Source organism: Pseudomonas sp. BN606, from assembly GCF_029873115.1.
GTDB lineage: Bacteria > Pseudomonadota > Gammaproteobacteria > Pseudomonadales > Pseudomonadaceae > Metapseudomonas.
Map to the genome: position 1 here is coordinate 47,890 of NZ_SSOF01000028.1, position 13,604 is coordinate 61,493.

Genomic DNA, 13,604 nt, shown 5'->3' on the forward strand with positions numbered 1-13,604 from the left:
GCGGATGGCCTGTTTCGCCGTCACGCCCGTGGCTGATATGCATCAAACCCTGCGAATTACCGAGATTTTCTACTCGTTGCAGGGGGAAACACGTACCGCCGGCTTGCCGACGGTCTTCGTGCGCCTGACCGGCTGCCCCCTGCGTTGTCAGTACTGCGACACCGCCTACGCCTTCAATGGCGGTGAGATCATGACGCTCGACGCCATCCTCGAACGCGTCGCCGCCTACAAGCCGCGCTATATCTGCGTCACCGGTGGTGAGCCGCTTGCCCAGCCGAATTGCATCCCGCTGCTGCAGCATTTGTGCGACGCCGGCTATGAGGTGTCCATCGAGACCAGCGGTGCGCTCGATGTCTCCGCTGTGGATCCTCGAGTGAGCAAGGTCGTTGATCTCAAGACTCCGGGCTCGGCGGAAGTCGGTCGTAACCGCTACGAAAACATTGCCCACCTCACGGCAAATGATCAGGTGAAGTTCGTCATCTGCTCCCGCGAGGACTATGACTGGGCGGTGTCCAAGCTGATCGAGTACCGCCTCGACCAGCGCGCCGGTGAGGTGCTGTTCTCTCCTAGTCACAAGGAGGTGAGTGCCCGCGACCTGGCGGACTGGATCGTCGCCGACAACCTGCCGGTGCGTCTGCAACTGCAGCTGCACAAAATCCTCTGGAACGACGAACCGGGTCACTGATCCGGCTCCATTGCGCAGCTTGCCTCCCAGCGCCTTGCGTGCGGGGTAGGCCGATTTCGAGGGATATCCCATGAGCGAGAAAAAAGCGGTCATCCTGCTGTCCGGGGGCCTGGATTCGGCCACCGTAGTCGCGCTGGCCCGCGCCGAAGGCTACGCCTGCTACACCATGAGTTTCGATTACGGCCAGCGTCATCGCGCCGAACTGAATGCGGCGGAGCGCGTCGCCCGCCAGTTGGGCGTGGTGGAGCACAAGGTGATCGGTCTCAATCTGAATGGAATTGGTGGCTCGGCCCTGACGGACGCCTCAATCGACGTGCCTGAAAGCCCGACCGAAGGTATTCCAGTGACCTATGTGCCGGCGCGCAATACCGTGTTCCTGTCGCTGGCACTGGGTTGGGCCGAGGTGCTGGGCGCGCGCGACATCTTCATCGGTGTCAACGCAGTCGACTATTCCGGCTACCCGGATTGCCGCCCCGAATTCGTCGAAGCGTTCGAGCGCATGGCCAACCTGGCCACTAAGGCTGGTGTGGAAGGCAATGGATTCCGAATCCAGGCGCCGCTACAGAACCTGAGCAAGGCCGACATCGTCCGTGCTGGGCTACGTCATGGCGTGGACTACGGGTTAACGGTGTCTTGCTACCAGGCTGACGACGACGGCCGCGCCTGCGGCAAGTGCGACAGCTGCCGGCTGCGTGCGGCAGGCTTCACCGCTGCCGGTGTTGAGGATCCGACCCGCTACCAGTAATTTTTTTCACGAGGGGTGTTGAATTCCTGAATAAAATCAGTATCATGCGCCTCGCGTTGGGTCGTTAGCTCAGTCGGTAGAGCAGTTGGCTTTTAACCAATTGGTCGTAGGTTCGAATCCTACACGACCCACCATCTCCAAAAGCCCGCCTTGAAAAAGGCGGGCTTTTACGTTTCCGCCTCCCAGTATTCGCCCCCGCCCATTGCTCTCGTTCGCTCCCGGCGGCACCGATGCCGCGCCGTTGCCAGCGCGGCATAGAGCAGCAAGGGCTTAGTTCAGCGCGTCGCGGCTGTAGACGCCATCCACCAGGCGCAGGATGCCCAGCGGGTTGGCGTCCCGCAGGGCCTCGGGCAGGACATCGTCCGGATAGTTCTGGTAGCACACCGGGCGCAGGAATCGGTTGATTGCCAAGGTACCCACCGAGGTGCCACGGGCATCCGAAGTCGCCGGGTAGGGGCCACCATGCACCATCGCGTCGCAGACCTCGACACCGGTGGGGTAGCCGTTGAGCAGTACGCGCCCGGCCTTCTCTTCCAGCAAGCCGATCAGCTCGCGGTAGGCCAGCAGGTCGTCCCGTTCGGCGATCAGGGTGGCTGTCAGTTGCCCGTGCATGCTCCGCAGCGCGCGGGTCAGTTCGTCGCGGTCGGCGACCTCCACCACAATGGTGGTCGGGCCGAACACCTCCTCCTGCAGCAGGGGGTCGCCGCTCAGCAGCATGTCCACATCCGCCTTGAACAGTTGGGGAACGCCCTGTTGGCCGTTCTGCTCGGTACCGGCCAGATGGCTGACCTGTGCGTTGGCGTGCAGGCGGGCGACGCCGGCGGCGTAGCTGCGCAGGGTGCCGGGGTTGAGCATGGTCTGCGCCGGTTGCGTGGCGATGGCGTCCCCCAGTTGGGCCAGGAAGTCGCTGAACGCCGCCGAGCGGATGCCCAGGACCAGGCCGGGGTTGGTGCAGAACTGGCCGCAGCCTAGCGCCACCGAAGCCGCCAGTTCCCTGGCCACGGTCGCGCCGCGTGCCTGCAGCGCGCCGGGCAGTACCACCACCGGGTTGACGCTGGACATCTCCGCGAACACCGGGATCGGTTGCGGGCGTGCGGCCGCCAGATCGCACAAGGCCCGGCCACCTTTGAGCGAGCCAGTGAAGCCGACGGCCTGGATCGCCGGATGCCGGACCAGCGCTTCGCCCACGCCGGAGCCGAAAATCATGTTGAACACACCTTTCGGCATATCAGTCTTTTGCGCCGCGCGAATGATGGCATCGGCAACGCATTCGGCGGTCGCCATGTGCCCACTGTGCGCCTTGAACACTACCGGGCAACCGGCGGCCAGGGCCGAAGCGGTGTCGCCGCCGGCAGTGGAGAAGGCCAGGGGGAAGTTGCTCGCGCCGAACACGGCGACCGGACCAACGCCGATCTGATACTGGCGCAAATCCGGACGGGGCAGTGGCTGACGCTCGGGCTGCGCGCGGTCAATACGCGCACCGAGGAAGTCGCCGCGCCTTAGCACCTTGGCGAACAGACGCATCTGGCCACTGGTGCGGCCACGCTCACCCTGGATACGCGCCGTCGACAGTGCGGTTTCGCGGGTCACCAGGGCGATGAACTCGTCGCCCAGGGCGTCCAGCTCGTCAGCGATGGCGTCGAGGAATTCGGCGCGGCGCACTGCCGACAGATTGCGGAACCTCGGATAGGCGGCCGCCGCAGCCTCGGCGGCGGCGTCAACTTCCTCCGGGGTGGCCTGGATGAAGCGGTAGGGCAGCGCCTGGCCGGTGCCCGCGTCGAGGCTATGGTGGGTGATGTCGCCTGCGGCTCGGCGGGCACCGCCGATGTAGTTGTGGCCAATCAGATTGAGCATGGGGTTCTCCTGCCCGGGGGCGAGGTTGGGATCGAAGGGAGGCCCCGGCCGTGTGGGCCGAGGCATGGCAGCCGTCGAATGCGGCGCCCAGACTAGTCCAGATGAAAAAGCGCCCGTCCCCCTCGTAGGGGGAGGGGCGTGCCTGCGGTTGGTCGGGTGCGAGAGGGAGGGGTTGCCTCCCGACCTCAATGGGAGTGACGCGGTTCGCCGTTGCTGGTGATCACCTTCATGTACAGGGTCGCCGGCTCCAGGCAGCCGCCGGTGGACAGCTGGCCGACCATCTGCCGGTAGATCTCCTGCCAGGGCGTTTGCGACGGCGGCATGCTGGGTTTGCTGTTCTGCCGACGACGCTCCAGTTCACCCGCGTCCACCAGCAGTTCGACCCGGCGGGCGTTGAGGTCGATGTGCAGTCGGTCGTCGGTTTGCAGCAGGGCGAGGCCGCCGCCGACCGCCGCTTCCGGCGACATGTTGAGGATGGAGGGGCTGGCCGAGGTACCGCTCTGACGTCCGTCGCCCAGGCAGGGCAGGGAGGTGACGCCGCGTTTGATCAGTTCTGCCGGCGGATCCATGTTGACCACCTCGGCGCTGCCGGGGTAGCCCACTGTGCCGGCGCCGCGGATCACCAGGATGCAGCGCTCGTCGATGTCCAGGGCCGGGTCGTCGATGCGCGCGTGGTAGTCCTCCGGTCCTTCGAAGACGATGGCCCGCGCCTCGAAGCTGTTCTCCGCGCCGGGGGTGGACAGGTAGGTCTTTCGGAACGCCTCGCCCACCACCGACATTTTCATGATGGCGTTATCGAAGAAGTTGCCGCCCAGCACGATGAAGCCGGCGCCGTGCTTGAGGGGCGCCTCGTAGGGCAGGATCACGTCGGCGTTGCTGGTGGCGGCGTCGCGGACTATCTCACCGATGCGCTTGCCGCTGACCGTGTTGCAGGCCTCATGCAGGCGTCCGGCTTTCTGCAATTCGTGCATCACCGCCGGCACGCCACCGGCGCGGTGGAAGCCTTCGCCCAGGTACTTGCCCGCCGGCATGCAGTTGACCAGTAGCGGCACATCGACGCCGACGCGTTGCCAGTCATCCAGCGTCAGCTCCACACCCATATGTCGCGCGATGGCGATCAGGTGCGGCGGGCAGTTGCTCGAGGCGCCCAGGGCCGAGGCCACGGCTATGGCGTTCTCGAAAGCTTCGCGGGTCATGATCTGCGACGGTCGCACGTCCTGCAGGACCAGGTCACAGATGCGCTTGCCGGTGGCGTAGGCCATCTGCCCACGCTCGCGATAGGGTGCCGGGATGCTGGCGCAACCAGGTAGCGACATGCCCAAGGCCTCGGCCAGGGCGTTCATCGACAGGGCCGTGCCCATGGTGTTGCAGTGCCCCACCGAGGGGGACGCCGCGGTGGTCATTTCCATGAAACCTTCGTAGTCGATTTCCCCCGCCGCCAGCAGCTTGCGGGCATGCCAGAGCACGGTGCCCGAGCCGATCAGCTCGCCCTTGTGGTGGCCGTCGAGCATAGGGCCGCCGGAGAGCACGATGGCCGGCAGGTCGGTGGTGGCCGCCGCCATCAGGCAGGCTGGGGTGGTCTTGTCGCAACCGGTGGTCAGCACCACACCGTCCAGTGGGTAGCCGTGGAGGATTTCCACCAGGCCCAGGTAGGCCAGGTTGCGGTCCAGGGCCGCGGTGGGCCGGCGGCTCTGTTCGGCGATCGGATGCACCGGGAATTCCATGGGAATGCCGCCCGCATCGCGGATGCCGGCCTTGACCCGCTGCGCCAGCTCCAGGTGGTGGCGGTTGCAGGGCGCCAGGTCGCTGCCGGTCTGGGCGATGCCGATGATTGGGCGGCCGGACTGCAGCTCGTCACGGGTCAGCCCGTAGTTCATGTAGCGCTCGACGTAGAGCGCGGTCATATCGGCGTGGGCCGGGTCGTCGAACCATTGCTGGCTGCGCAGGCGGCGTACGGTAGTCGATGTCATGGGCGTTGCTCTCTTGTTCTGGTGGGGCGGCCGGCGCGGAGCTGGGATCAGCGTGGCAGCAGTCCGCGTGCGGTCAGGTTGCGCATCAGGGCGCCGAGGCCGAAGGTCCAGGGCCGGGCTGCGTCGCTGTGGGTCACTTCGTTGTGCAGTCCGCCCAGCAGCGGGCTGCTGATGCTGACGCGGTCACCGGGCTTGTGGGTGAAGCCGGCGCCAGGGTGGTCACGGTCCTCGGTGGGTGCGAACAGCGTGCCGAGGAACAGCATGAAGCCGTCAGGATACTGGTGATTGCGATTCACGGTCTGCGCCACCAGCTCCAGCGGATCGCGGCTGATCTGCTCCATCGAGCTGGAACCGCGCAGCTGATAACCATCGAGCCCCTGGACTTCCAGGTCCACCACACAGCGGCGCACCGCATCCAGGTCGAAACCTTCGTCGAACAGGCGGATGAAGGGCCCGATGGCGCAGGAGGCGTTGTTGTCCTTGGCCTTGCTCAACAGCAGGGCGCTACGTCCCTCGAAGTCCCGCAGGTTGACATCGTTGCCCAGGGTGGCGCCGTGGATCTGGCCACGGCTGTTGACCGCCAGTACCACCTCGGGTTCCGGGTTGTTCCATTGCGAATGCGGGTGGACGCCAATCAGGCTGGCGCTGCCCACGGCGGCGAGGACAGGCGCCTTGGTGAAAATCTCGGCGTCCGGGCCGATGCCGACTTCCAGGTACTGCGACCACATGCCCCGCTCGATGAGCACTTCCTTCAGGCGTTGCGCCTGCTCGGAGCCTGGCCGGATCGAACGCAGGTTGTCGCCGATCACCTCGCGCACCATCGCCCGCACCCCTTCGGCCAGGGCCGCATCGCCACCGGCTTTTTCCTCGATCACCCGTTCCACCATGCTGGCGGCGAAGGTCACGCCGGCGGCCTTGATCACCTGCAGATCCAGAGGGGCCAGCAGGTGGGGTTTTTCCGGGTCGGCATCCGCGCCGCTATTGGCCAACAGCTCCTCGATGCTGGTCAGGAAGGTGCCGGGGGCCTGGCGCAATGCCTGCAGCGGTGCGTCCAGCTCCAGCAGCTCGCTGAGGGTGGCGAAACGTCCGGACAGGTCGAAGACGCCATCGGCGCGCAGCACGATGGGCGAGGGGCCTGGCACCGGACCGGGAATCCAGGCGCGGCCAACCAGGGTGGCGGACAGGCCATCGACGGGCAGGGTGTTCGCAGGCGTGAGGCGGATCGACATGGTGAAAGCTTCCTGATGCGTGAAGCCTGCACGCTAGGTGGTGGCGTAGATAAACTCCAATGGCATATTCTCAATATTCGATAACCGTTGGTTATTGGGTAGTCCCATTCATCCCATCGTGGAAGCACCATGTCGGACCTGTCGTTCTCGACCTTCTGCAGCTGGCTCAAGTTCAGGCACCTGGTGCTCATCGATACCCTGGGTCGGACCCGCAACATGCACCTGGCCGCCCAGCAGATGAGCCTCAGCCAGCCGGCCCTGAGCAAGATGCTCAAGGAAATCGAAAGCCTGCTGGGCTTCGCCGTCTTCGAGCGCCAGCCGCGCAGCATGACGCCCACCGCGCTGGGCGAGCAGGTGCTGCGCTACGCCCAGCTGGCGTTGAACGACGCTCGCAGCTTCGTCGAGCAGATCAACAACCTGAGTTCCGGCGGCCACGGCCACCTGAAGGTCGGGGCCATCTTCGCCGCCACCGCAGTGGTGCTGCCGGAGGCCATAGTGCAGATCAAACAGCGCTGGCCCCTGCTGGCGATAGAAGTGGTGGAGCAGACCAGCGATCACCTGATGGAAATGCTCGAGGAGCACACCCTGGACCTGGCCATCGGTCGGTTCACCGAGCAGGGCCAGCAGCGGCGCTACGATTTCCGCGCCCTGGCGCCGGAGCCGTTCTCCATCGTGGTCAACAGCCGCCATCCGCTCTGCGAGGCTGGGCCCATGTCCCTGCAGGAGCTGGTGGAATGGCCCTGGATTCTCTATCCCAAGGGCACGCCGATCCGTGGGCGCATGGAGGATGCCTTCGCCAAGGCCCAGGTCGCCGAGCCGCGCAACACCATCGAAACCATCTCCATGCAGACCTTCCTCCAGGTCCTGCAGAGCGGCCCGATGATCGGCATGTTGCCCCGCGTGATGGTGGAGCCGCACCTCAGGAGCGGTTCGTTGAAAACCCTGGACACTCCGCTGTACCTGGCGCCCCAGGATTACGGCATTCTCACCCGCAAGGGCGAGCCGCTGGTGGGGCGCGCCCTGGAGTTCGCCGAGATCCTGCTGGAGAACGCCCGCCGTACGCAGGTAGCCCAAGACTAAAATCAATAACCCTGCGTTATCGATTAATCCAAAAATGCCATTGGGATTGCATCGATCGGTCACCTAGATTAGCGGCCATCGCTTTCGATTGGTCAGAACGCCCGCCTGTCCACGCCGTCCGCTACACGCCACGCCTCCCGTGGGCAGGGCAGCGCCAGGGCGATCAGCGCAGGTGAAATGCGCAATCGGCGACCCTGTTAATAACAACAATCAGGCATGTCACGTGCCTAAGGGTTAGCACAATGCAAAGAGTCCCAGAACACTCGCACGCCCCCGTTGGCGCTCCTGACCTCGCCAGCGAGGACCGGCTCTATCGCAAGGTCATCCTGCGTACGCTGCCCATCCTGCTGTTGTGCTACATCGCGGCCTATCTCGATCGGGTCAATATCGGATTCGCCAAGCTCGACATGCTCGGCGACCTGCAATTCAGCAATACCGTCTATGCCCTCGGCGCCAGCGTGTTCTTCTGGGGCTATTTCATCTTCGAAGTTCCCAGCAACCTGCTGCTGCATCGCTTCGGCGCGCGCTTCTGGATCACCCGGATCATGATTACGTGGGCCGTGGTGTCGATGGCCGTGGCCTTCACAGCGCCCCTGGCGGCGTTCTTCCACGTCGAGGCCAGCACCATGTTCTATGTGCTGCGCTTCCTGCTCGGTATCTGCGAAGCCGGCTTCTTCCCCGGGGTCATCCTCTATCTCAACTACTGGTTCCCGACCCACCGGCAGAGCCGGGTGATGTCCGGCTTCCTGATCGCCCTGCCCATCAGCCTGACCCTGGGCGGCGTGCTATCGGGCTGGCTGATGACCTCCATGAATGGTGTGCACGGCCTGTCCGGTTGGCAGTGGATGCTGCTCATAGAAGGCCTGCCGTCGATCGTCATGGCCGTGGTGGTGTTCACCTTCCTCTGCGACGGTATCGATTCGGCCAAGTGGCTGTCGGCCGCCGAAAAGGCCGTGCTCAAGGCCAACCTCAAGCAGGACGACCAGGGCAAGGCCTCACGCCTGGGCGAGGTGTTCTTCAACCCGCGCGTCTGGCTGCTGGTACTGATCCTGCTGACCTTCAATACCGGCTTCTACGGCTTGGCGTTCTGGATGCCGTCGATCATCAAGAGCACCGGCGTTACCAACACCCTGCACATCGGCCTGCTTACCGCCATTCCCTATGGTGTGGCGCTGGTGGCAATGCTGCTCAACGCCCGGCACTCCAACCGCACCGGCGAGCGCCGGCTGCACGCGGCGATTCCGGCCTTCATCGGCGGCACCGGGCTGATCCTCAGCGCCGTGTTCGCCCACAGCCCGGTGCTCTCGGTGCTGTTCCTCACCGTGGCCGCCTCGGGCATCCTCAGCCTGATGCCGATCTACTGGACCTTGCCGGGCAGCGTGCTTTCCGGTGTCGCCGCAGCCGCCGGCATCGGCATGATCAACGCCTTCGGCAACCTGTCCGGCTTCACCGGCTCGATGATCACCGCCATGGCGGAATCCCTGACCGGCGACATCAACAACGGCACCTACGTCCTGGCCCTGTGCCTGTTCGTCAGCGGTGGCCTGATCCTGGCGATTCCCGCCAGCATGCTCGGCAGGTCCGCCGAACGCCGGCCCGCATGCCAGACGGAAGGGGATATGGCGGTGAGCCAAGCATGAGCCCTGGGGCTCGCCACTGACCACAAGGCCCGCCTCCAGGCGGGCCTTTGCGTTTCTCCAGGGGGGCGGCTGTCCGCCCAGGGCCGGCTACGACAGACAGACGGCGCTTGCCAGCGTTGTGCCGACGCCGCCAAATCTGCGTTATTATCCGCCGCCCTCCCGTGGCCCTTTGGCTGTAGAGGCGGATGTATAATTGTTTTCGCGCCATCGCGCTCGCAGGTTCAGCTCCCATGACACAGCTTTCCGAACGCTTTCTGGTCCAGGCCCATCTTGCCGCCAAGCAGCCCAAGCCGCTGACGGCCGAGGAGGAGGCGCACTACCGTGCCGCCATTGCTGCTGAGCTGAAGGCCAGGGACGCGGTACTGGTCGCGCACTATTACTGCGATCCGGTGATCCAGGCGCTGGCTGAGGAAACCGGTGGTTGCGTCTCCGACTCCCTGGAGATGGCCCGCTTCGGCAACCAGCATTCGGCGCAGACCGTGGTGGTTGCCGGCGTGCGCTTCATGGGCGAGACCGCGAAGATTCTCAACCCGGAAAAACGCGTGCTGATGCCGACCCTGGAGGCCACCTGCTCCCTCGACCTGGGTTGCCCGGTGGACGAGTTCTCGGCGTTCTGTGACCAGCATCCCGAGCGCACCGTGGTGGTCTACGCCAATACCTCGGCCGCGGTGAAGGCACGTGCCGATTGGGTGGTGACTTCCAGTTGTGCGCTGGAGATCGTCGAGAGCCTGATGGACAACGGCGAAACGATCATTTGGGCGCCGGACCAGCACCTGGGCCGATACATACAGCGTGAAACCGGTGCCGACATGCTGCTCTGGGATGGTGCCTGTATCGTTCACGAAGAGTTCAAGGCCAAGCAGCTACAGGATATGAAGGCGCTGTATCCGGATGCAGCGGTGCTGGTGCACCCTGAATCCCCTGAAGCGGTGATCGAGCTGGCCGACGCGGTCGGTTCCACCAGCCAACTGATCAAAGCGGCGCAGACCCTGCCGAACAAGATGTTCATCGTCGCAACCGATCGCGGCATCTTCTACAAGATGCAGCAGCTGTGCCCGGACAAGCAGTTCATCGAGGCCCCCACAGCTGGCAATGGCGCGGCCTGCCGCAGTTGCGCCCACTGCCCGTGGATGGCCATGAACACCCTGGAGCGCACCCTGCAATGCCTGCGCGAAGGCACGAACGAAATCTTCGTCGATCCGGCCTTGGTTCCGAAGGCGATCAAACCGCTCAAGCGAATGTTGGACTTCACCCAGGCTGCACGAATGAAACAGGCCGGTAACGCCTGATTCCTCTCCATGAAAAAGCCCGGACTCGTCCGGGCTTTTTTGTATCTGGGCTGAGCCTGGGGCTTGATGCGGCGATCAGCGCATCATCTGTTTAAGCATCCTCTGTTGCTCAGCCAGTTCCTGCTGGCGGGCGTCTATGCGTGCGGCAAGCGGGAAGTTGCCACTGGCGCGACGCTTGGCGAAGTCCAACTGCTCGATCGCCTGATCGTAGTCGCCCACCAGGGCGAAGAATTCGGCGCGGGCCTGGTGCAGGCCAATGGTATTGCCGGCCAGGCCACGCACTTCCGCCACCTGGTACCACACATCCGGATCGTTCGGCCGGCTCTTGAGCAGGCCGTCGAGCACCTTCTCGGCGTCCTTCGGTTTGTTCTGCTTGATCAGCAGGTCGCTACGCATCTGTTTCAGCGGGTAGTTATTGGGGTATTGCGCGAGCAGGCGGTCGACGCGCTGTTGGGCATCAGGCAATCGATTGGCGGTGATGTCGAGGTCGACCTGAGCCAGGTTGTAGACGATCTCGTTCGGCGCCTTGGCCAGGAGCGGCGCCAGGTTGTCGCGAGCCTGATTGAGCTGTCCACCCTTGATCTGGGCGATCGCCAGGCCGTAGCGGGCTGCGTCCAGCTTCGGGTCTTCGTCGAGCTGGGCGCGGAAGCGCTTGGCAGCGATGCCCGGGGTCTCCTCGAACATGAGTTGCACGCGAGCGCGCATCAGCTGGTAGCGCAGGCTGTTCTCGACGCCCCCCTGCGGCAACTGTTCGGCGCGGTTGCGCGTGTCGGCGATACGATTCTCGGTCACCGGGTGGGTGAGGAGGAATTCCGGCGGTTTGGCGTCATAGCGGTACTGACGCATCAGGCGTTCGAACATGCGTGGCATGGCGCGCGGGTCGTAGCCAGCCTTTTCCAGATTGAGCAGACCGATGCGGTCGGCCTCCTGTTCGTTCTGCCGGGAGAAGCGGCGTTGTTCCTGAATGGCAGCGGCCTGTGTGCCCATGATCGCGGCCATGCCGGCATCGCCAGCGCCGGCTGCGGCGGCAACGATGCCCGCGAGCATCGCAGCCATCACCGGAATCTGCATGCGCTGTTGGGCCTCTACGCCACGGGCGAAGTGGCGTTGCGACAAGTGCGCCAATTCGTGCGCCAGTACCGAGGCGTACTCGGCTTCGGTAGGGGCGTAGAGGAAGAGACCGCCGTTGACACCGATGATCCCGCCGGGGGCGGCGAAGGCGTTCAATTGCGGGCTATTGAGCAGGACGAACTCCAGGCGGCGGTCCTGCAACTGGCTGGTTTCGGCCAGGCGATAGACGCTGGTCTCCACGTAGTCTTTAAGCTGCGGGTCATTGAGTTGCGGCACTTGGCCACGCAGCAGACTCAGCCAGGCGCGGCCGAGTTGATGTTCCTGTTCCGGAGAGACGATCGAAGAGCTGGAGTCCCCCAGCGACGGCAGGTCGTCGGCCATGAGGGGGGGAGCGAGAAAACAGGCAAGCGTCAGCAGAGTGGGGCGCAGAAGATTCATGCACTGGGCTCGTTGGCGGCAAAGGCCTAACTGTAGCCTCCGGCGCTGCTGGCTGGCCAGCGGAGCTCTGCCTTCTGTATCCTAACCGCCCGCTCAAGTATTCCCGCCCCGCGACCTTCCCGAGCGACCCGCCAGGCGCCCTTCCGGAGACTCACCATGACTGACGCTGCCAGTCGAACCGATGATTTCGACGTCGAACTGGATGCCAGTGGCCTGAACTGCCCCTTGCCCCTGCTCAAGGCCAAGCTCGAGCTCAATCGCCTGAACAGCGGAGCGGTGCTCAAGGTGATCGCTACCGACGCTGGTTCCCAGCGCGATTTCCGCGCCTTCGCACAATTGGCCGGGCACCAGTTGCTGCGTGAAGAGGTCGAAGACGGCGTATTCCGCTACTGGTTGCGCAAGGCCTGACCACGGCTTGTCGAGTGGGTCTTTCAAGGATTTCTGATGCTCAAGGTGCTTCGCGATTGGGTCCAGCGCTACTTCTCTGATGAAGAAGCCGTGGTGCTGGCTGTGGTCCTCGTTCTCGGCTTCACGATCGTTCTGACTCTTGGCAACATGCTGGCGCCTGTGTTGGCGGGCATGGTCCTGGCGTTCCTCATGCAGGGGCTGGTCAACCTATTGGAGCGTCTGCGACTGCCGCAAACGCTGGCGGTCTGGATCGTCTTCGCGCTGTTCATCGGTGCCCTGGCCTTGATTCTCGGCGTGCTGGTGCCGTTGCTCTGGCAACAGTTGAGCAAGTTGTTCCAGGAGCTGCCAGGCATGCTTGGCGAATGGCAGTCGTTGCTGCTGCTCCTGCCCGAGCGCTATCCGCATCTGGTGACCGATGAGCAGGTACTGAAGGCCATCGAGGTGACCCGCAGTGAAGTCGCCAAGTTCGGCCAGTGGGCACTGACCTTCTCCCTGTCCAGCCTGCCGCTGCTTGTCAACATCATGATCTACCTGGTCCTGGTGCCGATCCTGGTGTTCTTCTTCCTCAAGGACAGGGTGATGATCGGGCGCTGGATCAGCGGCTACCTGCCACGCGAACGCGGATTGATGACGCAGGTCTGGGACGAAGTGAACATCCAGATCGCCAATTACATTCGAGGCAAGGTGATCGAGATCGTCATCTGCGGATCGGTGACCTATGTGGCATTCGTCTGGCTTGGCCTGAACTATGCGGCGCTGCTGGCCCTGCTGGTGGGGCTCTCGGTGGTCGTGCCCTACATCGGCGCCGTGGTGGTAACCGTGCCGGTCGCCCTGATTGCCCTGTTCCAGTGGGGCTGGAGCGACCAGTTCATCTACCTGATGGTGGTCTACACCGTGATCCAGACCCTGGACGGCAATGTCCTCGTGCCGTTGCTGTTCTCCGAAGCAGTGAACCTGCACCCGGTGGCGATCATCTGCGCCGTGCTCCTGTTCGGCGGACTCTGGGGCTTCTGGGGGGTGTTCTTCGCCATTCCCCTGGCTACCTTGTTCAAGGCTGTACTGGATGCCTGGCCGCGAGCCGACCCGAGAAATGCCATGGCGCAGTAAATGGGTCTGGAAAGCGCATTTCCATGCGCACATCCCTTGATCGGATAAACGAAAAAGGCCGCGATTGCGGCCTTTTCTCATTGGGGCA

At 64.1% G+C, this 13,604-nt stretch carries 11 protein-coding genes and 1 tRNA gene; 8 read left to right on the plus strand and 4 right to left on the minus strand.

Going from position 1 to position 13,604, the window contains the following annotated elements:
- The first annotated feature begins 37 nt into the window (after positions 1-37).
- The 3 genes from queE (at position 38) to E8E75_RS01755 (ending at position 1,564) form a co-directional block, all read left to right on the plus strand.
- Entirely contained in the window at positions 38-685 is a 648-nt protein-coding gene (gene queE / locus E8E75_RS01745) for a 7-carboxy-7-deazaguanine synthase QueE (protein WP_120655375.1), read from the plus strand.
- A 70-nt stretch (positions 686-755) separates the two neighbouring features.
- Entirely contained in the window at positions 756-1,430 is a 675-nt protein-coding gene (gene queC, locus E8E75_RS01750; protein WP_120654953.1) for a 7-cyano-7-deazaguanine synthase QueC, read from the plus strand.
- Positions 1,431-1,488: 58 nt separating this feature from the next.
- Positions 1,489-1,564 (plus strand) — tRNA-Lys (locus E8E75_RS01755).
- 136 nt (positions 1,565-1,700) lie between these two features.
- Here E8E75_RS01755 and E8E75_RS01760 read toward each other — a convergent pair.
- From E8E75_RS01760 to E8E75_RS01770, 3 genes are all read right to left on the minus strand, one after another.
- Entirely contained in the window at positions 1,701-3,284 is a 1,584-nt protein-coding gene (locus E8E75_RS01760) for an aldehyde dehydrogenase (NADP(+)) (RefSeq protein ID WP_120654954.1), read from the minus strand.
- A gap of 185 nt (positions 3,285-3,469) precedes the next feature.
- Entirely contained in the window at positions 3,470-5,254 is a 1,785-nt protein-coding gene (locus E8E75_RS01765) for an IlvD/Edd family dehydratase (RefSeq protein WP_153920896.1), read from the minus strand.
- Between the two features lie 47 nt (positions 5,255-5,301).
- Positions 5,302-6,483 carry a fumarylacetoacetate hydrolase family protein gene (locus tag E8E75_RS01770; RefSeq protein WP_153920898.1) on the minus strand — a complete coding sequence of 394 codons (1,182 nt, stop codon included), beginning with the start codon at positions 6,481-6,483 and terminating at the stop codon, positions 5,302-5,304.
- Positions 6,484-6,612: 129 nt separating this feature from the next.
- Here E8E75_RS01770 and E8E75_RS01775 point away from each other — a divergent pair, with 129 nt between their 5' ends.
- The 3 genes from E8E75_RS01775 to nadA all read left to right on the plus strand — a co-directional run bounded on the left by E8E75_RS01775 (position 6,613) and on the right by nadA (position 10,492).
- Complete coding sequence (locus tag E8E75_RS01775) at positions 6,613-7,563, plus strand: LysR family transcriptional regulator (RefSeq protein WP_120654957.1); 951 nt, start codon at positions 6,613-6,615, stop codon at positions 7,561-7,563.
- A gap of 242 nt (positions 7,564-7,805) precedes the next feature.
- Positions 7,806-9,203: an MFS transporter gene (locus tag E8E75_RS01780; RefSeq protein ID WP_120654958.1), complete on the plus strand. Its 1,398-nt coding sequence runs from the start codon at positions 7,806-7,808 to the stop codon at positions 9,201-9,203.
- 230 nt (positions 9,204-9,433) lie between these two features.
- Complete coding sequence (gene nadA, locus E8E75_RS01785; protein ID WP_120654959.1) at positions 9,434-10,492, plus strand: quinolinate synthase NadA; 1,059 nt, start codon at positions 9,434-9,436, stop codon at positions 10,490-10,492.
- 75 nt (positions 10,493-10,567) lie between these two features.
- Here nadA and E8E75_RS01790 read toward each other — a convergent pair whose 3' ends face one another.
- The gene (locus E8E75_RS01790; RefSeq protein ID WP_153920899.1) at positions 10,568-12,001 is read right to left on the minus strand and encodes a M48 family metalloprotease; all 1,434 of its coding nucleotides are present in this window, start codon (positions 11,999-12,001) and stop codon (positions 10,568-10,570) included.
- A 156-nt stretch (positions 12,002-12,157) separates the two neighbouring features.
- Here E8E75_RS01790 and E8E75_RS01795 point away from each other — a divergent pair, with 156 nt between their 5' ends.
- Positions 12,158-12,409 (plus strand): sulfurtransferase TusA family protein, encoded by a 252-nt coding sequence (locus E8E75_RS01795; protein ID WP_120654961.1) that lies wholly within the window; start codon positions 12,158-12,160, stop codon positions 12,407-12,409.
- Between the two features lie 36 nt (positions 12,410-12,445).
- Complete coding sequence (locus E8E75_RS01800; protein WP_120654962.1) at positions 12,446-13,516, plus strand: AI-2E family transporter; 1,071 nt, start codon at positions 12,446-12,448, stop codon at positions 13,514-13,516.
- The last annotated feature ends 88 nt before the right edge of the window (positions 13,517-13,604 follow it).

What these genes read in the sequence shown, in the direction of transcription:
- queE (WP_120655375.1), top strand. Translation starts at nt 38, where the DNA reads ATGCATCAAACCCTGCGAATTACCGAGATTTTCTACTCGTTGCAGGGG.
- queC (WP_120654953.1), top strand. Translation starts at nt 756, where the DNA reads ATGAGCGAGAAAAAAGCGGTCATCCTGCTGTCCGGGGGCCTGGATTCG.
- E8E75_RS01760 (WP_120654954.1), bottom strand. Translation starts at nt 3,284, where the DNA reads ATGCTCAATCTGATTGGCCACAACTACATCGGCGGTGCCCGCCGAGCC.
- E8E75_RS01765 (WP_153920896.1), bottom strand. Translation starts at nt 5,254, where the DNA reads ATGACATCGACTACCGTACGCCGCCTGCGCAGCCAGCAATGGTTCGAC.
- E8E75_RS01770 (WP_153920898.1), bottom strand. Translation starts at nt 6,483, where the DNA reads ATGTCGATCCGCCTCACGCCTGCGAACACCCTGCCCGTCGATGGCCTG.
- E8E75_RS01775 (WP_120654957.1), top strand. Translation starts at nt 6,613, where the DNA reads ATGTCGGACCTGTCGTTCTCGACCTTCTGCAGCTGGCTCAAGTTCAGG.
- E8E75_RS01780 (WP_120654958.1), top strand. Translation starts at nt 7,806, where the DNA reads ATGCAAAGAGTCCCAGAACACTCGCACGCCCCCGTTGGCGCTCCTGAC.
- nadA (WP_120654959.1), top strand. Translation starts at nt 9,434, where the DNA reads ATGACACAGCTTTCCGAACGCTTTCTGGTCCAGGCCCATCTTGCCGCC.
- E8E75_RS01790 (WP_153920899.1), bottom strand. Translation starts at nt 12,001, where the DNA reads ATGAATCTTCTGCGCCCCACTCTGCTGACGCTTGCCTGTTTTCTCGCT.
- E8E75_RS01795 (WP_120654961.1), top strand. Translation starts at nt 12,158, where the DNA reads ATGACTGACGCTGCCAGTCGAACCGATGATTTCGACGTCGAACTGGAT.
- E8E75_RS01800 (WP_120654962.1), top strand. Translation starts at nt 12,446, where the DNA reads ATGCTCAAGGTGCTTCGCGATTGGGTCCAGCGCTACTTCTCTGATGAA.